The sequence below is a fragment of the Tamlana crocina genome (genome assembly GCF_012037625.1).
On sequence record NZ_JAAVJS010000017.1, the window covers coordinates 22,817 to 46,248 of the forward strand.

19 protein-coding genes are annotated in these 23,432 nt (G+C 39.4%); 11 read left to right on the forward strand and 8 right to left on the reverse strand.

The annotated features are described in order from the left end of the window. Positions 1–36 precede the first annotated feature (36 nt). A complete protein-coding gene (locus HC176_RS12125; RefSeq protein WP_167918653.1) occupies positions 37–1,665 on the forward strand; it encodes an ABC transporter substrate-binding protein in 1,629 nt (542 codons plus the stop codon). Here HC176_RS12125 and HC176_RS12130 read toward each other — a convergent pair whose 3' ends face one another. The 3 genes from HC176_RS12130 to HC176_RS12140 all read right to left on the reverse strand — a co-directional run bounded on the left by HC176_RS12130 (position 1,666) and on the right by HC176_RS12140 (position 3,565). Beyond that, entirely contained in the window at positions 1,666–1,947 is a 282-nt protein-coding gene (locus HC176_RS12130) for a hypothetical protein (RefSeq protein ID WP_167918655.1), read from the reverse strand. Between the two features lie 51 nt (positions 1,948–1,998). Beyond that, positions 1,999–3,174: a GlmU family protein gene (locus HC176_RS12135; RefSeq protein WP_167918657.1), complete on the reverse strand. Its 1,176-nt coding sequence runs from the start codon at positions 3,172–3,174 to the stop codon at positions 1,999–2,001. A gap of 139 nt (positions 3,175–3,313) precedes the next feature. Further along, positions 3,314–3,565, reverse strand: a complete 252-nt coding sequence (locus HC176_RS12140) for a type B 50S ribosomal protein L31 (protein WP_167918659.1) — start codon at positions 3,563–3,565, stop codon at positions 3,314–3,316. A 159-nt stretch (positions 3,566–3,724) separates the two neighbouring features. On the opposite strand from HC176_RS12140, the gene HC176_RS12145 reads away from it, so the two are divergent. The 7 genes from HC176_RS12145 (at position 3,725) to HC176_RS12175 (ending at position 10,807) form a co-directional block, all read left to right on the forward strand. After that, entirely contained in the window at positions 3,725–4,255 is a 531-nt protein-coding gene (locus HC176_RS12145; RefSeq protein WP_167918661.1) for a DUF4199 domain-containing protein, read from the forward strand. A gap of 39 nt (positions 4,256–4,294) precedes the next feature. Further along, on the forward strand, positions 4,295–5,245 hold the full coding sequence (locus HC176_RS12150) for a glycosyltransferase family 2 protein (RefSeq protein WP_167918663.1): 951 nt from the start codon (positions 4,295–4,297) through the stop codon (positions 5,243–5,245). 94 nt (positions 5,246–5,339) lie between these two features. Next, positions 5,340–7,070 carry a phospho-sugar mutase gene (locus HC176_RS12155; RefSeq protein ID WP_209309705.1) on the forward strand — a complete coding sequence of 577 codons (1,731 nt, stop codon included), beginning with the start codon at positions 5,340–5,342 and terminating at the stop codon, positions 7,068–7,070. A gap of 81 nt (positions 7,071–7,151) precedes the next feature. After that, the gene (locus HC176_RS12160; protein ID WP_167918665.1) at positions 7,152–8,981 is read left to right on the forward strand and encodes an ABC transporter ATP-binding protein; all 1,830 of its coding nucleotides are present in this window, start codon (positions 7,152–7,154) and stop codon (positions 8,979–8,981) included. Between the two features lie 292 nt (positions 8,982–9,273). Beyond that, a complete protein-coding gene (locus tag HC176_RS12165; protein WP_167918667.1) occupies positions 9,274–9,816 on the forward strand; it encodes a sigma-70 family RNA polymerase sigma factor in 543 nt (180 codons plus the stop codon). Positions 9,817–9,849: 33 nt separating this feature from the next. Then, positions 9,850–10,353, forward strand: a complete 504-nt coding sequence (locus HC176_RS12170) for a hypothetical protein (RefSeq protein ID WP_167918669.1) — start codon at positions 9,850–9,852, stop codon at positions 10,351–10,353. Between the two features lie 10 nt (positions 10,354–10,363). Next, a complete protein-coding gene (locus HC176_RS12175; RefSeq protein WP_167918671.1) occupies positions 10,364–10,807 on the forward strand; it encodes a sensor of ECF-type sigma factor in 444 nt (147 codons plus the stop codon). Between the two features lie 29 nt (positions 10,808–10,836). Here HC176_RS12175 and HC176_RS12180 read toward each other — a convergent pair whose 3' ends face one another. After that, the gene (locus HC176_RS12180) at positions 10,837–11,880 is read right to left on the reverse strand and encodes a WD40/YVTN/BNR-like repeat-containing protein (RefSeq protein WP_167918673.1); all 1,044 of its coding nucleotides are present in this window, start codon (positions 11,878–11,880) and stop codon (positions 10,837–10,839) included. Between the two features lie 145 nt (positions 11,881–12,025). Here HC176_RS12180 and HC176_RS12185 point away from each other — a divergent pair, with 145 nt between their 5' ends. The 3 genes from HC176_RS12185 (at position 12,026) to purL (ending at position 18,094) form a co-directional block, all read left to right on the forward strand. Continuing rightward, a complete protein-coding gene (locus HC176_RS12185) occupies positions 12,026–13,243 on the forward strand; it encodes an RsmB/NOP family class I SAM-dependent RNA methyltransferase (protein ID WP_167918675.1) in 1,218 nt (405 codons plus the stop codon). A gap of 158 nt (positions 13,244–13,401) precedes the next feature. Then, a complete protein-coding gene (locus HC176_RS12190; protein WP_167918677.1) occupies positions 13,402–14,262 on the forward strand; it encodes a fructosamine kinase family protein in 861 nt (286 codons plus the stop codon). A 115-nt stretch (positions 14,263–14,377) separates the two neighbouring features. Continuing rightward, positions 14,378–18,094 (forward strand): phosphoribosylformylglycinamidine synthase, encoded by a 3,717-nt coding sequence (gene purL, locus HC176_RS12195; RefSeq protein ID WP_167918679.1) that lies wholly within the window; start codon positions 14,378–14,380, stop codon positions 18,092–18,094. Between the two features lie 63 nt (positions 18,095–18,157). Here the strand turns inward: purL and HC176_RS12200 are convergent, their stop codons facing one another. The 4 genes from HC176_RS12200 to HC176_RS12215 form a co-directional block, all read right to left on the reverse strand. After that, on the reverse strand, positions 18,158–18,388 hold the full coding sequence (locus HC176_RS12200) for a DUF3820 family protein (RefSeq protein WP_167918681.1): 231 nt from the start codon (positions 18,386–18,388) through the stop codon (positions 18,158–18,160). 1 nt (position 18,389) lies between these two features. After that, the gene (locus HC176_RS12205) at positions 18,390–20,312 is read right to left on the reverse strand and encodes a PBP1 and LysM peptidoglycan-binding domain-containing protein (protein WP_167918683.1); all 1,923 of its coding nucleotides are present in this window, start codon (positions 20,310–20,312) and stop codon (positions 18,390–18,392) included. 151 nt (positions 20,313–20,463) lie between these two features. Further along, positions 20,464–21,999: a glutamine-hydrolyzing GMP synthase gene (guaA, locus tag HC176_RS12210; protein WP_167918685.1), complete on the reverse strand. Its 1,536-nt coding sequence runs from the start codon at positions 21,997–21,999 to the stop codon at positions 20,464–20,466. A 62-nt stretch (positions 22,000–22,061) separates the two neighbouring features. Then, positions 22,062–23,432, reverse strand: coding sequence for a pyridoxal phosphate-dependent decarboxylase family protein (locus HC176_RS12215; RefSeq protein WP_167918687.1), 1,371 nt, complete (start codon positions 23,430–23,432; stop codon positions 22,062–22,064).

The window sequence follows — 23,432 nt, forward strand, 5'->3', positions numbered from 1 at the left end:
GCTTAAAAGATTGCAAATTTACAACTAATAAATCACATGATAAAACCTGTTTTACGCCAAACAATATCTTATTTATCAATTAGTTGTGCTTTGTTTTTTGTTTTTTCCTGCGGAAGCGGTTCCCGCTCAAACCAAGACCATTTGGTTTTTCGTTACAACGAATACGCCAACATCAACACTTTAGACCCTGCGTTTTCGCGAACTTTACAGGACAATTCGGTGTGCAACCAACTTTACAACGGGTTAGTTCAATTGGATGACGAATTGAACATTCTACCCAGCATTGCAAAAAGTTGGCAGGTTTCGGAAGACGGGCTAACTTACACCTTTAATTTACGAGATGATGTCTATTTTCACAAACACGAACTTTTCGGGAAAGATTCTACTCGAACCGTAACGGCCAGCGATTTCACATACAGCTTAAACCGTTTACGAGACGAAAAAATTGCTGCTCCCGGCAGTTGGGTTTTAAACAAAGTAGACGACTTTAAAGCGGTAAACGATACCATTTTCGAAATTTACTTAAAACAACCGTTCCCTGCATTTATTGGCTTGCTCACCATGAAATATTGTTCGGTAGTGCCCAAAGAAGTTGTTGAATATTACGGTACGGAATTCCGCTCGCACCCCATAGGCACAGGTCCCTTTAAATTTAAACGTTGGGAAGAAAATATAAAATTAGTGTTCCGGAAAAATCAAAACTATTTTGAAACCGACGACAGCGGTCAACAACTCCCTTATTTAGAGGCCGTGGCCATTACCTTTTTACCCGATAAACAAAGTGAATTTTTACAGTTCGTTCAAGGTAACCTCGATTTTTTAAACAGTTTGGACGCCTCGTATAAAGACGAACTCTTAACTGCCGATGGCAAGCTTCGACAGAAATATGCCGAAACCGTTAACATGATTCGTGGCCCGTATTTAAACACCGAATATTTGGGTTTTTATTTAGATTCGGAAACACCCGAAATACAATCGGAACTAATTAGAAAAGCTATTAACTACGGTTTCGACCGAAAAAAAATGATGATGTATTTACGCAACGGCATTGGCAACCCCGCCAATGGCGGTTTTATTCCCATTGGCCTACCAGGGCACGACACCTCTATTGGTTTTACTTATCAGCCCGAAAAAGCCAAACAGCTTATCCAACAGTTTAAAGCCGAAAGTGGCATTAAAAATCCCGAAATCACATTGGTAACGACCAGTAATTATTTAAGTTTTTGCGAATTTATTCAGCGTGAGCTTCAAAAGGCAGGATTGAAAATTAATGTGGACGTGATGCCTGAAGCCACTTTGCGTGCGGCACGCTCCAATGGAAAAGTGGACATGTTCCGAAGCTCATGGATTGCCGATTATTTGGATGCCGAAAATTACCTATCGATTTTTTACAGCAAGAATTTTGCTCCGGGTGGCTCCAACTATTTTCATTATAAAAATGCTGAATTTGACAGCTTATACAACAAAGCTTTCACTGTTACAGATATTGAAAAACGAAAATTGCTTTACACCAAAATGGATTCTTTGGCTATGGACAAAGCTTTGATGGTGCCTTTATATTATGACGAAGTGATTCGGTTTACCCAAAAGCACGTTAGCGGATTGGGTATCAACCCTATTAATCTTTTGGATTTGAGATACGTTAAAAAAGAAAAGGCGAACTAATTACTCCTCAATATTTTTCCCAATATCGCCAATTTCATCTTTTACGACAACAACAGATTTTTTCCAACGGTTTTCCAATAGAGTATAAAATCCCCAAAGCGTGAGCAAACCTACAGGCAGGGACAGTAGGTTAATTCCAAAAGAATTCCAATCAAAACCCCAACCAAATATCCTCATATCTAAAATAGCAACAATAGCCAGCACCACAGCACCTGAAACATAATAAATAACTATACTCAAAATAGCATAGAGCCATTTGCTTTGATTATATTCTTCGGCCAAATCATAAAACCGTTTTCCTATAAAGTAAATAAGTAAAATCCCGAGCATGAACTATTCTCTTCTATATTTTTTAGTCTCTTCAAAAACATGCTCCAGAATCGCTTTGTCCTGTTCGGTGAACTCCATGTTACGGCGTGCCATTACTACCTCGGCCACTTCAAAAGCTTTTTTGGTCAAGTAAGTGGTGAAACCACCGCTACCGCCCCAACTGAAACTGGGAACAAAATTTCTAGGGAAACCGCTGCCAAAAATATTGGCACTTACGCCCACAACGGTCCCGGTATTAAACATGGTATTGATGCCACATTTGCTGTGATCGCCCATCATGAGTCCGCAAAACTGCAGTCCGGTTCTGGCAAAGCTCTCGGTTTGGTAATCCCATAGCCTTACTTCGGCATAGTTATTTTTAAGATTTGAGGTATTGGTATCGGCACCCAAATTGCACCATTCGCCTAAAACGGAATTGCCCAAATAGCCATCATGACCTTTATTGGAATTGGCAAACATGACAGCATTGTTAATCTCTCCGCCGGCTTTACAACTGGGGCCAATGGTAGTTGGGCCATAAATTTTTGCGCCTATTTTAATGGCCGCTCCTTGGCAAAGGGCCAGGGGACCACGAACGATAGAACCTTCCATTATTTCAGAATTTCTGCCAATATAAATCGGGCCATTACTAGCATTAAGTGTGGTAAACTCCAATTTTGCCCCTTTTTCGATAAAAATATTCTCGGGAGCAATAACATTGTTGCTCGACGGAATAGGCTGCGAACTTCTATTTTTTGTTATCAACGTAAAATCTTCCTGAATGGCTTCGCCGTTTTTGGAGAAAATATCCCACGTGTGTTCTATTTTAACGATATCCTCAGTAAACTCAATAGCATGGTAATCATCAAAGTTGATATCTTCTTGTGCTTCTTTTGCAAAAAAGGCTATTACATCTTCATCTTTAAAAATGGCCTGATTTTCCTTTAGGTCCTTTACCATTTCCACCAATTCTAAATTGGGAAGGTATGAGGCGTTTATCATCACGTTTTCTTCCATTTCCACCATAGGAAATTTATCGGAAAGGTAATCTTCGGTAACGGTTGTGGTCGTGGTATCTAAAAACGATTCCCATTTTTCTCTAATGGTTAATATGCCCACTCGTATATCGGCTACGGGCCTTGTAAATGTAAAGGGCAACAGGTTGTTGCGCGCGGGCCCGTCAAAAAGGATGTAATTCATAATAGCTGGTGTTGTAAACTATGGCATTGGTTTTTAAAACCTATTGCTTCGTTTTTTTCACCCTCAAATGTAGCTTAATTGTACAAAACAAAAAAGCCTTTCATTGCTGAAAGGCTTAAAAAATATATTGTTACTAAGATTATTTTTTAAACTTAGCGTATTTGTTCTTGAACTTATCGATACGACCGGCAGTATCAACCAATTTAGATTTACCAGTGTAGTATGGGTGCGATGTTCTGGAAATTTCCATCTTAACTAATGGATACTCAACACCGTCAACTTCAATTGTTTCATTAGTATCGGCAGTAGATTTAGTTAAAAATACATCGTCGTTAGACATGTCTTTAAACGCCACTACTCTATAATTTTCTGGATGTATACCTTTTCTCATCGCTAAATGCTTTATATTCTTTTCAATTTTGGAAGTGCAAATTTAAGTATTTTTTACAAATGCGCAACACTTTTTTGCTTTTTTTATTTCAATCCAATTTGTAACGTTTTACTACCTTTGGTCACTAACCTGACAGCTAACAAAAATGAGCGCAATATTATGGAAAAATCTTTAAAATCTATCGCCACCAACTACGGCTTGTATTTAGGTGTGGCATTATCACTTATTACCGTTTTGGCCTATGCCATTAACATTGAATTGCTCACCAATATGTGGCTGGGCATAGTCATTATGATAGCCATTATTGTTTTTGGCATTATTTCGGTTGCAAAAACCAAACAAGCTCAAGATGGGTATGCAAGTTTTAAACAGGCATTCACCTCTTATTTTATAACGGTACTTTTAGGGTTGTTAATCAGTACCGTGGTTTCTTTCTTATTGTTTAATGTGATTGACACCGAAGCCGCCGAGGTGTTAAAACAAAAAACCATCGAACAAACCGTAAATATGCTTGAAGGCTTTAACACGCCCACAGAAGTTATCGATCAAACGGTACAGCAAATAGAATCGCAAAACCAATATTCCATTGGCAATATACTTAAAGGCCTGGCGGGTTACCTAGTGCTTTTCAGTATAATAGGGCTTATTGTTGCCGCTGCGTTGAAAAAAAATAATCCGGACGCCGAATAATTCAGTACTTTTGGACTATAGAATTCAGAATCCATTTAAATGAACATATCTGTAGTTATACCACTACTTAACGAACAGGAATCTTTAACAGAATTACACGATTGGATTGTAAATGTTATGCAGTCCAATCGTTTTTCATATGAAATCATTTTTATTGACGATGGCAGCACCGACGATTCATGGGAAACCATCTCCAAACTTTCTGAACAAAATGACAACGTAAGAGGCATTCGGTTTTTGAAAAACTTCGGAAAATCGCAAGCCCTGCATGCGGGATTCGATAAAGCGAAAGGCCAGGTGGTAATAACCATGGATGCCGATTTACAGGATAGTCCCGATGAAATTCCCGAACTATATAATATGGTAACCAATGACGGTTTCGATTTGGTTTCGGGCTGGAAAAAGAAGCGTTACGATTCGGTGATTTCAAAAAACATGCCTTCCAAACTCTTTAATTGGGCGGCCCGAAAAACTTCTGGCGTAAAACTGAACGATTTTAACTGTGGATTGAAAGCCTACAAAATTGACGTTGTAAAAAACATTGACGTTAACGGCGAAATGCACCGCTATATTCCCGTGCTTTCAAAAAATGCGGGTTTCACCAAAATTGGCGAAAAAGTGGTTCAGCACCAAGCCCGAAAGTATGGCGTTACCAAATTTGGGATGAACCGCTTTATTCACGGTTTTTTAGATTTGATTACCATTTGGTTTTTATCGCGTTTTGGCAAGCGCCCCATGCACTTGTTCGGCGCGCTTGGTTTTATTATGTTCGCCATTGGTTTTGCTTTTTCGGCCTATTTGGGCATCGACAAATTGTTTTTAAACCCCGGCGGAAGACTCATTACCCAGCGTCCGCAATTCTACATCGCCTTGGCCACCATGGTTATTGGTACGCAATTTTTTGTGGCTGGGTTTTTAGGCGAAATCGTTCTTCGAAACAAATCCGACAAAAAACGCTATTTAATCAAAGAGAAATTGAATTTAAATTAAGATTTTTCAAACTATTTGTTAACTTTAAAACTTTATCCTTCCATAGGATGATTCACAGCTATTAATTAATTTTGACCTAAACTTTCAAGAGATTATGATACACATTGAACCCAAAATTTTAGAACGGATCAATGCTTGGCTTACTCCAGCATTTGATGACAACACACAAACCACAATTAAAGAGAGTATTGCCAACAACCCAAAAGATATTCAAGAAAGTTTTTATAAAGATTTAGAGTTTGGAACTGGAGGAATGCGCGGTATTATGGGCGTGGGCACCAACCGCATTAACAAATATACTTTAGGAAAAAGCACCCAAGGGCTGAGTAATTATTTGCACAAGCAATTCCCTGGTGTTACTCCAAAAACCGTAATTGCTTATGATTGCCGCCACAACAGTAAAACTTTGGCCAAAGTGGTTGCCGATGTGTTTTCAGCCAACGGCATTGAGGTTTACCTTTTTGAAGATTTACGCCCAACACCAGAATTATCGTTCGCGGTAAGGCACCTAAATTGCCACTGCGGAATTGTTTTAACGGCATCGCACAACCCACCAGAATACAATGGCTACAAAGTGTATTGGCAAGATGGCGGCCAATTGGTGCCCCCACACGATAGTGCCGTAATTGATATGATTAATGAACTGGACTACGCCGACATCAAATTTGAAGCCAATGATAATTTAATTCACTACATAGGAAAAACCGTTGACGATGCCTTTGTTGACGCTTCAGTAAAAAATGGCTGTGTTGGCGCTACCCAGGCCGCTAAAGACGATTTAACCATTGTGTTTACTTCGCTTCACGGCACATCCATTACCGCGGTTCCCGAAACTTTAAAACAAGCGGGGTACAAAAATGTACACATTGTAAAAGAACAAGAAGAACCAGATGGTGGCTTCCCAACAGTAAAATCGCCCAACCCAGAAGAACCAGCAGCTCTTAAAATGGCTTTGGAATTGGCCGAAAAAGTAAATGCCGATATCGTTATTGGCACCGACCCCGACTGCGACCGTTTGGGTGTGGCCGTTCGGAACTCGCAAAACGAACTGCAGTTGCTCAACGGAAACCAAACCATGTTGATGATGACCGATTTCCTTTTGAAAAAATGGAAAAACGAAGGCAAAATAAAAGGCAAGGAATTTATTGCCACCACCATCGTTTCTACCCCAATGCTTAATAGATTGGCTGAAGCTTATGGTGTTGAAAATAAAATTGTACTAACCGGTTTTAAATGGATTGCCAAATTGATTCACGATTTCCCTGAATTGGACTTTATTGGTGGCGGCGAAGAAAGTTTTGGTTTTATGGTTGGCGATTTTGTTCGCGATAAAGATGCCGTAACCTCAACACTATTGGCTTGCGAAATTGCGGCCATTGCAAAATCGAATGGAAGCTCCTTCTTTGAAGACCTTTTAAAACTTTACGTAGAACATGGTTTTTACAAAGAAAAATTGGTGTCGCTTACCAAAAAAGGTATTGAAGGCGCCGAAGAAATCAAACAAATGATGACCGATGCGAGAAACAATACGTTAAAAGTCATTAATGGTTCAAAAGTGGTACGCTTTGAAGATTATAGTCTTTCAACTTCAAAAAACATGTCTACCGGAGAGGAGAGCAAACTCGATATTCCAAAATCAAATGTATTAATTTATTACACGGAAGACGGCAGCCAAGTAGCGTTGCGCCCTAGCGGTACCGAGCCAAAAATAAAGTTCTACGTTAGCGTAAATACCCAATTAAATGATGTTTCCGATTTTAAAAAGACCGAAGCCGAACTCGATGCCAAGGCCGAAGCCATTTTAAAGGACATGAAATTAATTTAATAACCCGTATCTTTGCTAAAAATTTGCATGCTTTTATGGTTTCCATAAAAGCATGTTTTATAAATAGACAATTCTAGTTTAATGAATCATTTTTATAATATTTTAAGGTACGCCAAACCTTATAAAAGTTATGCTTTTGGGCATATCATTTCCAACGTGTTTTATGCACTATTCGGCACCCTGTCTTTTATCGCATTAATTCCAATGCTCGATATTTTATTCGAAAAAAAAGACGAGGTTACCCAAATTACCAAACCCGATTACACTGGCATTGCCGACCTTAAAGATTACTATAAAGATTTTTTGGCCTATCATGTAAACCAATACGCCGAAAACGACCCGCAAAAGGCATTACTATTGGTGGTTGGTCTCATTATTTCCTTGTTTTTACTGAAAAACATTTTTGGTTATTTAGCCAATTATTTCATGGTGTTTTTGAGAAATGGCGTGGTTCGCGATTTACGGAATGCTGTTTACACCAAAACGGTAGAGCTGCCTCTCTCCTATTTTTCCGAACAAAAGAAAGGTGATATTATGGCCCGTGTTACGAATGACGTGGCTACGCTTCAATATTCCATGCTTCCGGTGCTGGAGCTCATTGCCCGAGAACCACTAATGATTATTTTCACCTTAATAGGTATGGTTATTTTGAGCGCCAAGCTTACCATTTTTGTGTTCATTTTTATTCCGATATCGGGTATTATTATTTCAAGAATCGGAAAGAGTTTAAAACGAAAATCGGATCGCGTTCAAAACGAACAGGGCGTTATTCTTTCTACTTTAGAAGAAACCTTAACCGGATTGCGCATCATTAAAGGTTTTAACGCCGAACAAAAATTCGACGATAAATTCAGGGAATCCTCAAACCGATTTTACTATTTTTCAAATAAACTGTTGAACCGTCAAAATTTGGCCTCACCAACCAGTGAGTTTTTAGGCATTTTGGTGATTTCCATTTTGCTTTGGTACGGCGGCCAATTGGTATTGGTTGATGGCTCTTTGGATGGCAGTTCGTTCATCGCTTTTATGGGCTTGGCCTATAATATTATGGTGCCGGCAAAAGCCATTTCACGCGGACTTTACAATATTAAACAAGGTAATGCCGCGGCCGAACGCATCCAGGAAATTATCGATACACCAAACCCTTTGCGGGATAAACCCAACGCCGTTGAAAAAACAGATTTTAATTCTGAAATTGAATTCAAAAACATTTCGTTTAAATATCAAGACGATTATGTATTGAAGAATTTCTCGTTAACCATTCCCAAAGGAAAAACTGTGGCGCTGGTGGGGCAATCGGGCAGTGGAAAATCGACCATTGCCAACTTAATTACCCGCTTCTACCACGTAAATAAAGGCGAGATTTTAATTGACGGCATCAACATCAACGACATTACCACGAGTTCACTACGCAAACAATTGGGCATCGTTACCCAAGATGCCATTCTGTTTAACGATACCATAAAAAACAACCTTAAACTAGGCAACGAAAACGCCACGGACGAAGCGGTTATTGAAGCACTAAAAGTGGCCAATGCTTGGGAATTTGTAAAAGAACTGCCCGATGGCATCGACACCAACATTGGTGATGCAGGGAACAAACTTTCCGGAGGCCAAAAACAACGACTTAGCATTGCCCGTGCCGTACTTAAAAGTCCGCCGATCATGATTTTAGACGAAGCCACATCGGCTCTCGATACCGAAAGCGAACGCTTGGTTCAGGTAGCGCTGGAAAATATGATGAAAAATAGAACGTCCATTGTTATTGCGCATCGTTTGTCCACCATACAGAACGCCGATGAAATTGTGGTACTCAACAAAGGAGAAATTGTGGAACAAGGCAAGCACAATACACTAATTGAAAAAAAAGGCGTTTACCAAAAACTGGTAGAAATGCAAAGCTTTGAATAAAGCTTTCGATTACAAAAATTTTTACAAAAGAAAAAAGGATAGCGATTTGGGGGCGGCTATCCTTTTTTTGTTTTTGCTAGATTTGGGGCAATCCAACATTTATAAGTAGGTTTCTGTTACAAATATATGTCACAAATATTTATCCTACAAGAAAAAATGCATTTAATCGAATTTTAAATACACTTTATCGATATTTTTATTTGTAATACATTGATTTTCAATGCATTTTATTTCAAAGAAAATTTCATTTAAACTTTTACTATTTTTATCAGTCTAAGATCAAACTATTTTAGTGATAGAAGAAGTACAACTGTTAGAGCAATTAAAATCCGACAAGGATAAAGACGAAGCTTTTAGGGCATTGATTTCGCTCTACAAAGAACGGTTGTATTGGCATATCAGAAGTATTGTGAAATCGCACGACGACACTGACGATGTACTTCAAAACACATTTATAAAAGTTTATAAAAATATTCATAATTTTAAGGGAGAAAGCAAACTGTTTTCTTGGATGTACCGCATCGCTACCAATGAGTCAATTACGTTTATAAACAAAAACGCCAGGCGGTTACAAACCAGTAGCGAAGAAGTTCAGCAACAGGCTATAAATAATTTAACATCCGATGTATATTTTGAAGGAACAGAAATCCAATTAAAATTACAAAAAGCCATTGCTACATTGCCCGAAAAACAGCAACTGGTATTCAATATGAAATATTTTCAGGATTTGAAATACAAGGAAATTTCAGAAATATTGGAAACCAGCGAAGGGGCCTTAAAGGCCTCGTACCATATCGCCGTAAAAAAAATCGAAGACTATTTAACTAACAATTAAACCTTTATAAAAAAAAACAGTCTTATAAATAGAATGAAAGACAACAAGTTACATAACATCAAAAGCACCGGATTTAAAGCTCCCGACAATTACTTTGATACTTTAGAAGACAGACTGTTTACTGAAGCCAAACTCAAAGCAAATGTTAGCGGCCCTGGTTTTGTTATGCCCGAAGATTATTTAGACGGATTGGAAAATACCATTCTCAATAAAGTTCCGAAAGCTAAGGAACCAAAAGTCATTTCTATTTTCAGCAAAAGAACTTTGGTTTATGTATCTAGCATCGCGGCTGCCATTTTATTGCTTTTCAATTTATCGATTTTAGAAACCAAACCAGCATCTTTTGATACTTTAGATATGGAAACCGTTGAGAACTTTGTTTTGGAGGAAGACGTTGTTGACTCCGATGAATTAGCTTCTCTTATCACCGAGGAAGATCTTACTGAATCAGGATTTATTGACACCAATTTTGACGAAAATCAAATTGAAACATTTTTATTAGAGCATTTGGATGTTGAAGATTTGCTCGTAGATTAAAACAAATATTATGAAACACATTATAACCATTATAGCGCTTATTTTTACCGTGAATAGTTTTTCACAAAGCAAAAGAGAACGTATTGATGCTCTTAAGGTAACCTATATTACGGAAAAACTTGACTTAACCGAAAAAGAGGCGCAGCAATTTTGGCCCATTTATAACGCCTATGACGACGTTACCGACAAAATTAAGTACGGTGAACTAAAAAAAATCCGTAGAGAGGTAAAAGAAAATGCGACAACAATCTCAAATGAACGCGCCAACGAACTTTTAGATAAAATTGCCATAGCGCTTGAAAAATTACACGAAGAGGAAGTTAAACTTAACAATAAGCTGAAAAAAATAATACCTCCGAAGAAAATCATTTTACTCAAAATAGCTGAAGAAGATTTTAAAAAACGCATGTTCGAAGAGTGGAAAAAACGCCGCGAACAAAAACGAAACAAATAAATAAAAGGAGCCTAAGGGCTTCTTTTTTATTATCTAAACGTTAACCTGGAAATCCTTCCCGCACCCGCAGCATAAGCCACACTATCGTTTAAAAATCTAATGGTGTAAAATCCCTCATCGCTTAAGTTTTTCCATGTTTCGCCGGCATCGTTGCTAAAATCGATACCCTTAAAACCAATGGCCACCAATTCCTTTCCGTTGCTGTTCGGGATGTATTGCACACAACTTCGGTAACCCGGGTTTTGGTTTTTCGCTACCAATTGCCACGTTTTTCCTCCGTCGGTAGTTTTAATTTTGTTGGCTGAATTCGCATCCGGATTGGTATAATCGCCACCAATGGCAAAACCGTTTAGTCCATCATAAAAATCGATGGAATAAATACCTTCGGTATCCTTTTCCTTAACGATTGGCGTATCGAAAACCTGCCAAGTTTTGGCTTTATCGGGTGAGTAATACACACGTCCCGCCGTGGTAGCAAACCAAGTGTGATCGCCCACAATGGCAATGTTGGTATCGCTGGCCGCAAAAGCACCTTCGTTTTCAATGCCTTTTGGCAATTGATCGCAAGTTAGTTTTGTCCAAGTTTCGCCACCATCACGTGTTACGATAACGCTTAAACACCCATCGGTAGAATCGCCAATGGCAATGCCTTCCTTGTCATTCCAAAAATCCATGGCATCGTAAAACACATTTTCGTGTATTTCTTTATAAACCAATTCCATTTTACCTTTATCACCTGTTTTAAACAATAACGCCGGATTGGCCACACTTAACATAAAAAAATCATTCTGATTATTGCCAACAGCCCTAAATTCTAAATTTAAAGAATCGTGCTCCTGTTGTGAAATCAACCACTTGTTTCGACTACTGTTGTAAAGCCCATAAGTATTCTTGCTGGCGGCAAATGCCAAACTGTTGGCATCCAAAATTTCAATAGCACGAATACTTAATGTTGAATCCTGTAAAAGCGTTTCAATTTCAACCGTATCAAAATTTCGAAGAATAAAATCGCTCTTCTTCCCACAGGAAACAAAGCACACCAAAGCTAACAGACCAACAAAAAATGATTTCATAGATACTAATTTTCGGAAAAGATAAGCCTATTCATCTAATTAATAAAACATTCGTGAATTCATGGCAATTAACGTAACTTTGCCTGCTTAAATTTCAGTTTATGGTAAGACTGCTTACTGCAACTGAAAACTGATTACTAAAACCATGCGATTACACAGAAATTTATGCTTTGCGGTTATTGACGGATTAACGCAAATTTTCAACGAAGAACAATATGCCGATAAAGTGATTCAACAGTTATTGAAGCGCGATAAGCGTTGGGGCGCTCGCGACCGAGCTTTTGTGGCCGAAACCACTTATGATATTGTCCGTTGGAAACGCCTTTACGCCGAAATTGCCGAAGTTAAAGAACCGTTTGATCGCGACAACTTGTGGCGCCTATTTGCCGTTTGGGCGACCCTAAAAGGTATCAAATTACCAGATTGGAAGTATTTTGAAAATACCCCAACCCGGAAAATAAAAGGCCGTTTTGACGAGCTTTCTAAAATCAGAAAATTCCGTGAGTCTATTCCCGATTGGATTGATGAAGTGGGCGAAAAAGAATTGGGCGATGCCGTGTGGACCAAAGAAATTGCCATGCAAAACGAGCAGGCCGATGTGATTTTGCGTGTCAACACCTTAAAAACGACCAAAGAGAAACTGCAAAGTATTCTTTTTGACGAAAACACTATTGAAACTGAATTTATAAAAGGCTACCCATCGGCTTTAAAACTAAAGGAACGTGCCAATGTTTTTGTTACTGATGCTTTTAAAAACGGACTTTTTGAAGTACAGGATGCCTCGTCGCAGTTGGTAGCCGATTTTCTGGATGTAAAACCCGGAATGAAAGTAGTGGACACTTGTGCCGGCGCCGGTGGAAAAACTCTACATTTAGCGGCTTTAATGCAAAATAAAGGGCAGGTTATTGCCATGGATATTTACGAAAGCAAACTTAAAAAGCTTAAAATTCGTGCTAAACGTAATGGCGTACACAACTTCGATATGCGCGTGATCGATTCTACCAAACCCATAAAGAAACTGCACGGAAAAGCAGACCGGGTTTTGATTGATGCCCCCTGTTCAGGTTTAGGTGTGCTAAGGCGAAACCCCGATGCCAAATGGAAACTGGAACCTGAGTTTTTAGATCGCATTCGAGTGACCCAACAAGAAGTTCTGCAACAATATTCTAAAATGGTAAAACCCGGCGGAAAACTGGTTTACGCGACCTGTTCGGTACTACCTTCTGAAAACCAAAATCAGGTGGAAGCCTTTTTAAAGACAGACGTTGGTGCCGATTTTAATTTTGTAAAAGAAAAAAAGGTATTCGCCCACGAAAGTGGTTTTGATGGGTTTTACATGGCGCTTTTGGAACGGAAAGTCTAGTTTCTCGTCATTCTGAACTTGTTTCAGAATCACATTAATACGAACTCTTTTTTAACAACAGGCCCAAATAGCGCTTCGACTGCGCTCAGCGTGACAATTCAAGTTGACGAAGATTACAAAGTTTCTTTTTTTTAAATCTTCTTCCGTATTTTTAAATCATGCAAACCGATTTAAAAATCCACCTTTCAGGAATATTGAATGAAAACATAGAACGTGTTTCAACAGTTCACGGTGGCGATATTTCAACGGCTTATAAAATTGAAACAGTAACAAATGCCTATTTCCTGAAAACCAACCAAGTTTCAAAAGCCTTAAACATGTTTGAAATTGAAGCCAACGGGCTTCAATTAATTGCAAATACCAATACCATAAAAACCCCAAAAGTTTTGGCTTATAATCGTTTTGATAACCACGCCTTTCTTTTAATGGAATTCATTGAAAGCAAATCACCTTCCGCCAAAGATTTTGAACATTTAGGCCAACAACTCGCCCAATTACACCAATGTGATTCTGAAAATTTTGGACTGGATACCGACAATTTCATCGGCAGTTTGCCACAAAGCAACACGCAACACAGCAATTGGGTTGATTTTTATATTCACGAACGGTTACATCCACAGTTTAAATTGGCACATCGAAAATCTTTGCTTGCTTCCTCTGAAATTCCTTCGGTTGAAAAAATGGGCAATTCACTTTCTCAACTATTCAAAAACATCAAACCGTCCTTATTGCATGGCGATTTGTGGAGTGGTAATTATTTAATTTCAGAAGACGACACACCATATTTAATAGACCCAGCCGTGTATTTCGGGCACAACGAGGTTGATATTGCCATGAGCAAATTATTTGGCGGTTTTGGTGAAAGTTTTTATCAAGTTTACGCTGAAATTATTCCGTTTTCAAACGAAACTTCAGCCCGAATGGAAATTTATCAATTGTATTATTTGTTGGTTCACCTCAATTTATTTGGAAATTCTTACCGAAATTCGGTCAAAACCATTCTAAAGAAATTTTTTTGATTTTCAGTGTTAAAATCCTGTTCGTAACCCTTTCAAAAATCGAAAATCAGCGATCTACAATCTAAAATAAAAACGTATTTTTGCATTTTCAAATACATTTACAAACCCGTACATAATGATTCATTTCTTTGGAAACGTAACCGGCAAAGTGTTTGCCGTACAAACAACAAAAGAATTATCAACCGAAACCATTTCTAAACTAACATGGTTATTTGGCAACCAGCCTAAAATTGAGCAAGCATCATTGGATGCTTTTTTTGTTGGCCCACGTGCTGCCATGATTACACCTTGGAGTACCAATGCCGTGGAAATCACTCAAAACATGGGGATTTCTGACATTATTCGAATTGAGGAATTCCTTGCCGTTTCGGAAGATTTTAAGGATTTCGACCCGATGATTTCTGAAAAATTCAACGGACTAAATCAAGAATCATTTACCATAAACATCAAACCAGAGCCCATTCTGGACATTGAAGATATTGCCGCTTACAACATCAAGGAAGGACTTTCTTTAAGCGACGAAGAGGTTGAATATTTAGAAGGTGTCGCCAAAAAAATTGGTCGACCGTTAACCGATTCTGAAGTATTTGGGTTTTCACAAGTAAATAGTGAACACTGTCGCCATAAAATTTTCAACGGCACATTTGTAATTGACGGCGAGGAAAAACCGACGTCGTTGTTCAAATTGATTCGTAAAACTTCGGAAACCAACCCGAACGATATTGTTTCGGCATATAAAGACAACGTAGCCTTTATAAAAGGCCCGAAAGTAGAGCAATTTGCGCCAAAGCGTGCCGATATTCCTGAATTTTACCAAACCAAAGATTTCGATTCTGTAATTTCGCTTAAAGCGGAAACCCATAATTTCCCCACTACAGTTGAGCCGTTTAACGGTGCAGCAACGGGCTCGGGTGGCGAAATTCGCGATCGTTTGGCTGGCGGAAAAGGTTCGTTGCCTTTGGCAGGAACAGCGGTTTACATGACGTCGTATTCGCGTTTGGAAGAAAACCGTCCGTGGGAAAAAGCGATGGACGAACGCAAATGGCTGTACCAAACCCCAATGGATATTTTAATAAAAGCTTCTAACGGTGCTTCCGATTTTGGAAATAAATTTGGTCAGCCATTAATCTGTGGTTCGGTATTAACATTTGAGCACGAGGAAGATGCCAGAAAACTAGGTTTTGATAAAGTCATTATGCAAGCCGGAGGTATTGGTTATGGAAAATCTGAACAAGCCTTAAAAGACACACCAAAAGAAGGCGACAAAGTGGTTATTCTTGGTGGTGAAAACTACCGCATTGGTATGGGTGGTGCTGCGGTATCGAGTGCCGATACGGGTGAATTTGAATCGGGCATTGAATTGAATGCCGTACAACGTTCAAACCCCGAAATGCAAAAACGTGCTGCCAATGCCGTTCGTGGTATGGTAGAAAGCGATGAAAACCATATTGTTTCAATTCACGACCATGGTGCTGGTGGACACTTAAACTGTCTTTCGGAATTAGTTGAAGAAACCGGTGGGCACATCGATTTGGATAAATTACCTGTAGGAGACCCTACATTATCTGATAAAGAAATTATTGGTAACGAATCCCAAGAACGTATGGGATTGGTTATTTCTGAAAAACATATTGACACACTTCAAAAAATTGCCGACCGTGAGCGTTCGCCAATGTATACCGTAGGCGATGTTACCGGCAATAACCGTTTTACTTTCGAGAGCAAAACCAACGGGCACAAACCTATGGATTTGGCTATGGAAGACATGTTTGGCAGCTCGCCAAAAACCTACATGTACGATAAAAAGGTTACTCGAAATTATGCCGATGTGGCTTACAATCCTGATAATTTCAACAACTATCTGGAGCAAGTATTACAACTTGAAGCTGTAGCTTGTAAAGATTGGCTGACTAACAAAGTAGACCGTTGTGTTGGCGGAAAAGTAGCCAAGCAGCAATGCGTTGGTCCGTTGCAAATTCCATTGAATAACCTTGGTGTAATGGCATTGGATTTTAAAGGCAAGGAAGGTATTGCAACATCCATTGGGCATTCTCCCATTTCGGGATTAATCAATCCGGTAGCAGGAAGTAGAAATTCCATCACTGAAGCTTTGACCAACATTATATGGGCACCGCTAAAAGATGGATTAAAAAACATATCGCTATCTGCAAACTGGATGTGGCCATGTAAAAACGAAGGTGAAGACGCCCGTTTATACGAAGCTGTCGAAGCGGTTTCTGAGTTTGCTATCGATTTGGGCATCAACGTTCCAACCGGAAAAGATTCACTTTCCATGAAGCAAAAATACCCCAACGAAGAGGTTATTTCTCCAGGAACCGTAATCATTTCGGCAGCAGCTAACTGTATCGATATTAGCAAAGTAATTGAGCCTGTATTCCAAAAAGAGGCAGGAAGCATATACTACATCAACCTATCTCAAGATCGTTTTAAGTTGGGCGGAAGTTCATTTGCACAAGTCGTAAACAAAATTGGAAAAGATACTCCAAATGTTCAGAACGCCGGGTATGTTAAAACGGTTTTTAACACCATTCAGCAATTAATTTTAGATGAAAAAATTGTTGCGGGACATGATGTGGCTTCAGGCGGATTAATTACAACCCTCTTGGAATTATGTTTTGCTGACAATAATTTAGGGGCTGAATTAGATTTGACCGCTTTAGCTGAGAACGACTCATTCAAGATATTGTTTGCGGAAAATGCTGGTTTGGTTATTCAGTCTAAAGATGCTTCGATTGAAAAAACGCTATCCGAAGCCAACATAGAATTTTTCAACATTGGTAGCGTTACTGAAAGCGACACCTTAAATATCAACAACGGAAATGATACGTTCAACTTGTCTGTTTCTAAATTGCGTGATACTTGGTATAAAACATCGTTCTTATTAGACCAAAAACAAACGGCGAATGGTTTAGCGCAAGACCGTTACGATAATTATAAAAAACAACCATTACAATATACTTTCCCAAGTCACTTTACTGGCAAATTGAAAGACGTCATTGCGAGTGAAACGAAGCAATCTTTTCATGAGATTACCACGTCGCAGGCTCCTCGTAATGACAAGTGGCCAAAAGCAGCCATTCTCCGTGAAAAAGGAAGCAACTCCGAACGCGAAATGGCAAACGCCATGTACTTGGCTGGGTTTGATGTAAAAGATGTACACATGACCGATTTGATTTCTGGTCGTGAAACATTGGAAGATATTCAGTTTTTAGGTGCTGTTGGTGGCTTCTCAAACAGTGACGTTTTAGGTTCTGCCAAAGGTTGGGCCGGAGCTATTAAATACAACGACAAAGCGAATGAAGTGATTAAAAACTTCTTTAAACGAGATGACACTTTATCAGTTGGTATTTGCAATGGTTGCCAATTGTGGATGGAATTGGATTTAATCAATCCAGAGCACGATGTTCACGGTAAAATGCTCCACAACGATTCCCACAAACACGAGAGTTCGTTTACATCGGTAAAAATTCAAGAAAACAATTCGGTGATGCTTTCCAACTTAGCGGGAAGCACTTTGGGTGTTTGGATTTCGCATGGGGAAGGTAAATTCAGTTTACCAAAATCTGAAGACCAATACAACATTGTTGGTAAATACGCTTACGCGGAATACCCACACAACCCTAACGGATCGGATTATAACACCGCGATGATGTGCGATAAAACGGGACGCCATTTGGTAACCATGCCCCACATCGAGCGTTCTATTTTCCAATGGAACTGGGCCCATTATCCAACGGGAAGAAAAGATGAAGTTTCTCCTTGGATTGAAGCTTTTGTAAATGCCCGAAAGTGGATTGAAAACAAAAAATAACATCACAAAAAAACGCTATCAATTTAAGTTTTGATAGCGTTTTTTTTATTCTAGGGTTGATGGTTATTTTTTAGGGTACTGTCTTTTAATATTCCGAATAAGGTCTTCCAGTCCGTTGAGCTTTAGTTCATAAACCTGTTTCAGCATATCACCCAGTTTTCCTTTTGGGAAGCCTTTACTGTGATACCAAACCACATAATACTCTGGCAAGTCAATTAGGAAGCGCCCTTCATACTTACCAAAAGGCATTTTGGCATGGGCCAAATCGATTAAAAACTGTTTATCGGGGAGCATGCTATTGTTTTACTTCAACAATAGATAAATTATCGTACTTCACCAAGTAAACCGAGTCGTTGTAATAACCGCCCATCAATTCTTTTTTATAAGCAAACTTATTTTCGATATACTCGGTTAAAGGCGCATTTTTTACAGAGAGGTACAAATCGCCCGAAGATACCAGTCGCAGCACAACATCCATAGTTAAATCAAACCCTTTTACCGCTTTGTTGTTTGGAGTAATTTTATAGGTGTCGACATATTGCTTCAAAAACAACCTATGGTCGTTTTCATTATAGGCCTTCGACCCCGTTGCGAAGTGAAACTGCAGTTTAGACAAATGCGTATTATTTATTTGGTCACCCTCAAATGCTGAGTTTAAATGGGTAGTAACCAAAACTATCTTTCTTGCCTCTTCTTCATCATTACCTTTTCGAATTAAGGAAGCCAAAACACTGGTAACGTTCGCCGCAAACCCCTCATTTTCTGTCTCTAGAAAAACAATATTTTTACCCGGTTTTAAGGCGCTAAGAATGTCATCTCTAGTTACAAAAAAGGCCTCTTTTCCATCTTTATCCTTCCTTGAAAAAATTTGTTTTGCCCGAGCGAACTCGCGTTTTAGTTCGTTGGAAACTGAAGTATTTTTTGTATCGCTTATTATTAGAATATTAGACACCAAAGAATCGGCCTTTACAAAACTAATGGCTTTTGCTTTTAAGAGTTTGTCATTAGGACGAGCCTGAAAAACGTTATCATACAACCTTAAATCGGTACCAATAGGCGATACAATTGGCGTGTGCCATCGTTTAAGGTCTGAGGCTGCGCGCTCAAAATTTCTACTCGTAAGTGGACCAATTACGGCATCCACATTTTCAAAATCATTTTCCCTGATGATACGCGATACTTCGGCCATTTCGTTTTTGGTGTCGTACACATCCAACTCTAGGGAAACCCCTAAGGTTTTTAACGAATCGACAGCCATTAAAACTCCCGTATAAAAATCTAAAGAGGTATTTAAATAGGGGTCGTTTTTTATACTGCGTTTAGTATCTGCCACCGAATCAAAATCCACGCGATTTAACCTAAATGGCAGCATAACTGCAAGACGTTTGGTACTAAAATCTGAAATACTATCGGCCAAATTAACTTTTTCTGAGATAGAAAAATTGCCCGTAGTAGCGGTGTAAGGTATTTTTAAAATCATACCTTCTTTTAATCCGGTTTCCTTTAGGCCTGGGTTCAATTTTTCAAGGTCACTTTGTTCTAAACCTAGTTTAAGTTTTAAACGATAAAACCCTTCCTTGGGCAACACCTTATAATACCCATATTTCTCATCGACTGTTTTTTCTTCACTTGAAGCTAAGTTAGGCACATTAATTTCTTGTCCTACTTTTAAAACTTCGGCCATACCAGGGTTTAACGCTTCCAGCTCATTTACCGAAATCCCAAACTTATAGGCTATGCGCCATTTTCCTTCTTTGGGTTTTACCACATAGGTTTTTGTAGGCTCTATCACTTCAACTTTCTCTGTGGTTTTATACACTGGAATTTGAATTCTATCGCCTTTTCTTAAAGGATTAGCATATAAAAACGTATTGTGTTTTTTTATATCGTCTTCAGTTACCCCATACTCTTTTGCCAAACTGTAAAGGGTTTCCTTTCTTTTGGTTTTATGTTCTTTAAAACCTTGCAGCTCTTTGGTAACAGTAACCTTTGGCTGCTTCGCTTTTGACAAAGGGATAATAAGTATGGTATTCGCTTTCAGTCCGTTTTTGGCATCTGGATTAAGCTCATAAATATCATAAGGAGAAACAAAATATTTTTTTGAAACCTCTTCTATGGTTTCGCCTGCCTTTACTTTATGCGTACTAAAATTTTGTGCATTTACCGATGATAAACCACATGTTATTACCAGAAAAAAAGCTAAAAGAAATCTACCCATACTATTTTATTGAGAAAATATAAATATACAAAATACACCAACTGGTTTGACTATATACGTTGATTGCTATTTAAAAAGACGACATTAAAAACATCTTTTCAAATAACAATCATACAATGTGCCAAAAGGCCGTTTTGTTAAAACAAATTGACTATTCCCACTCTATAGTGGCGGGCGGCTTCGAACTGATGTCGTACACTACCCTATTAACGCCTTTTACTTTGTTTATTATATCGTTTGATGTTTTTTGCAGGAATTCATATGGCAAATTTACCCAATCGGCGGTCATCCCATCGGTACTTTCAACGGCTCTCAATGCCACACATTTTTCGTACGTACGCTCATCTCCCATAACGCCAACACTGTTTACCGGAAGTAACATCGCTCCCGCTTGCCAAACCTTGTCGTATAGTCCCCAAGATTTTAATCCATTGATGAAAATCGCATCCACCTCTTGTAGAATCCTTACTTTTTCTGCAGTAATATCGCCTAAAATTCGAATGCCCAATCCTGGCCCTGGGAATGGATGACGCCCCAAAAGCTCTGGGTCAATACCCAAGGTTGCTCCCACTCGCCTTACTTCATCTTTAAAAATAGCACGAAGCGGTTCAACAATTTTCAGCTTCATAAAATCGGGCAACCCACCTACGTTATGGTGACTTTTTATGGTGGCCGAAGGGCCGCCCGTAGCCGACACACTTTCAATAACATCGGGGTAAATGGTACCTTGTGCCAACCATTCCACATCTTTCAATTTATGGGCTTCATCATCAAACACCTCGATAAACGCATTACCAATGGCTTTACGTTTTTTCTCTGGGTCTTCAATGCCTTTCAATGCGGCCAAAAATCGTTCGGAAGCATCTACTCCTTTTACGTTAAGCCCCATGCCTTCGTACTGCTTTAGTACATTTTCGAATTCGTTTTTACGAAGCAAACCGTTATTTACAAAAATGCAATATAGGTTCTTACCTATTGCCTTATTTAAAAGTACGGCTGCAACGGTAGAATCCACACCACCCGAAAGCCCTAACACCACTTTTCCGTCGCCTACTTTTTGCTGAATAGCTTCAACGGTTTCTTCAACAAAAGACTGTGGCGTCCAATCTTGATTCAACCCCGCTATGTTCACCAAAAAGTTTTCCAACAATTGTTTCCCGTCGGTTGAATGATATACTTCTGGGTGAAACTGAATGGCATAAGTGGTTTCGCCTTCAATTTTATAGGCGGCATTTTCCACATCGTGCGTGCTAGCAATTAGCACTCCATTTGTTGGTAATTCCTTTATGGTATCGCTATGGCTCATCCAAACTTGACTGCCCGAAGTAATATTTTCGAAGAACGCTTCATCCTCCTTAACATAAGATAAATTAGCCCGACCATACTCACGCGTGTTTGAAGGCGCTACATTTCCACCAGAAAAATGCGCTAAATATTGGGCACCATAGCAAACGGCCAACATGGGTTTTTTTCCGCGTATGTTGCTTAAATCGGGATGCAAAGCATCTTCTCCCCTAACGGAGTTTGGGCTACCGGAAAGAATGACTGCCTTGTACTCTTCAATATTTGTTGGAATTTTGTTAAATGGATGTATTTCGGAGTAAATGTTGAGTTCTCTAACTCTACGTGCAATAAGCTGCGTGTATTGCGATCCGAAGTCTAAAATAAGTACCTTGTCATGTTGCATGCGCAAAAATAATGATTGATTTTATATTGAAAAATTATAGCCTTATGTTTTTTAAACAAATTCTACTCCATCGAGTCTAAAATCATTTGGATATCTTTTTCGGTGGTATCGGGGTTTATAAAACAAAAGCGAGACACGGTTTCGAAGGTATCTCCATTTTTCCATTTTGTTGGAGTCACTAACGCAAACCCCGATTTATGGTTTTCGTAAGTCCAGTGTTTATAGTCCTCTGGTTGCCAACCAATCCTTCTGAAAAGCACACAGGATAGGCTCGGTTCTCTTACCAATTCAACATTGGGATTCTCTTCAATCATTTTTCCTGCAATTTGTGCCAACTCCAATCCGCGCTCTACGGCAACTTTATAACTATCGGTACCGTGGGTAGCCAACGAAAACCAAAGTGGCAATCCTCTAACCCGGCGCGTTAACTGTATTTGATAATCGGTAGGATTAAAACCGTGCGCCCCTTCGTCCTTAAAGATATCCAAATACGAGCCTTGTTGCGAATGGGCTTCTTTGGCCAATTCTGGTTTTTTGTAAATTACGGCTCCGCAATCGTAAGGCGAGAACATCCATTTATGCGGATCGATAGTAATACTGTCTGCCCGCTCAATACCGTTGAACAAATGCCTGGCCGAATCGGCTACCAACGCTCCGCCACCATAGGCAGCATCGACGTGAAACCATAGTTTCTCGCGTTCGCAAACCGTCGCGATACCGTCTAAATCGTCAATAATCCCGGCATTGGTTGTTCCGCCAGTGGCTACCACCGCAAACAATCGCTTTCTTTGGTAAAAACTTAAACTGTCTATGGTCGTTCGTAAATCTTCTCCGGTAAGCTTCTCTTCGGTGTCTACCAATAAAATATCCACATCGGCTACCTTGGCCATGGCTTTTATGGACGAATGTGCTCCAATAGAAGTAATTATCAATCCCTTTTCGCGCTTATAGGTATCATCCTTTCTCCAAAATTCGCGCGCGGTTACTATCGCCGACAAATTGGCTGCCGTACCGCCACTGGTAAACACGCCAAACGCGCCATCGGGCAATCCGGTTAAGGAAACCATCCAACGCATGGCCTCGTTCTCGCAGAAGATACCGCCAGCGCCTTCCATCCAGTACGCGCCATGGATACTCGATACCGATGTCACTAAATCGAACATTACCGCTGCTCTGGTGGGGGATGCCGGTACAAAAGCCAAATTTCTCGGGTGGTCCACCGGCACATTGGCTTTAGACAAATATTTTCGCCATAACTTAAATGCATATTCGCCGCCAACGCCTTCGGGCGTTACCGTTTCACCAACCAGTGCTTTTAATTCTTCTTCTTTTTTAGGTTTACCTATAGGGTGTTCAACGGCCGAAATTCTGTTGATGGCATATTTCATCACATCCAAGGTCATTTCAACCAAGTCAATATCTATTTTGTGCAT

Excerpts from the sequence above, each read along its gene's own strand:
- HC176_RS12125 (WP_167918653.1), top strand. The coding sequence starts at position 37 with ATGATAAAACCTGTTTTACGCCAAACAATATCTTATTTATCAATTAGT.
- HC176_RS12135 (WP_167918657.1), bottom strand. The coding sequence starts at position 3,174 with ATGAATTACATCCTTTTTGACGGGCCCGCGCGCAACAACCTGTTGCCC.
- HC176_RS12140 (WP_167918659.1), bottom strand. The coding sequence starts at position 3,565 with ATGAGAAAAGGTATACATCCAGAAAATTATAGAGTAGTGGCGTTTAAA.
- HC176_RS12145 (WP_167918661.1), top strand. The coding sequence starts at position 3,725 with ATGGAAAAATCTTTAAAATCTATCGCCACCAACTACGGCTTGTATTTA.
- HC176_RS12150 (WP_167918663.1), top strand. The coding sequence starts at position 4,295 with ATGAACATATCTGTAGTTATACCACTACTTAACGAACAGGAATCTTTA.
- HC176_RS12155 (WP_209309705.1), top strand. The coding sequence starts at position 5,340 with ATGATACACATTGAACCCAAAATTTTAGAACGGATCAATGCTTGGCTT.
- HC176_RS12160 (WP_167918665.1), top strand. The coding sequence starts at position 7,152 with ATGAATCATTTTTATAATATTTTAAGGTACGCCAAACCTTATAAAAGT.
- HC176_RS12170 (WP_167918669.1), top strand. The coding sequence starts at position 9,850 with ATGAAAGACAACAAGTTACATAACATCAAAAGCACCGGATTTAAAGCT.
- HC176_RS12175 (WP_167918671.1), top strand. The coding sequence starts at position 10,364 with ATGAAACACATTATAACCATTATAGCGCTTATTTTTACCGTGAATAGT.
- HC176_RS12180 (WP_167918673.1), bottom strand. The coding sequence starts at position 11,880 with ATGAAATCATTTTTTGTTGGTCTGTTAGCTTTGGTGTGCTTTGTTTCC.
- HC176_RS12185 (WP_167918675.1), top strand. The coding sequence starts at position 12,026 with ATGCGATTACACAGAAATTTATGCTTTGCGGTTATTGACGGATTAACG.
- HC176_RS12190 (WP_167918677.1), top strand. The coding sequence starts at position 13,402 with ATGCAAACCGATTTAAAAATCCACCTTTCAGGAATATTGAATGAAAAC.
- purL (WP_167918679.1), top strand. The coding sequence starts at position 14,378 with ATGATTCATTTCTTTGGAAACGTAACCGGCAAAGTGTTTGCCGTACAA.
- HC176_RS12200 (WP_167918681.1), bottom strand. The coding sequence starts at position 18,388 with ATGCTCCCCGATAAACAGTTTTTAATCGATTTGGCCCATGCCAAAATG.
- HC176_RS12205 (WP_167918683.1), bottom strand. The coding sequence starts at position 20,312 with ATGGGTAGATTTCTTTTAGCTTTTTTTCTGGTAATAACATGTGGTTTA.
- guaA (WP_167918685.1), bottom strand. The coding sequence starts at position 21,999 with ATGCAACATGACAAGGTACTTATTTTAGACTTCGGATCGCAATACACG.
- HC176_RS12215 (WP_167918687.1), bottom strand. The coding sequence starts at position 23,432 with ATGCACAAAATAGATATTGACTTGGTTGAAATGACCTTGGATGTGATG.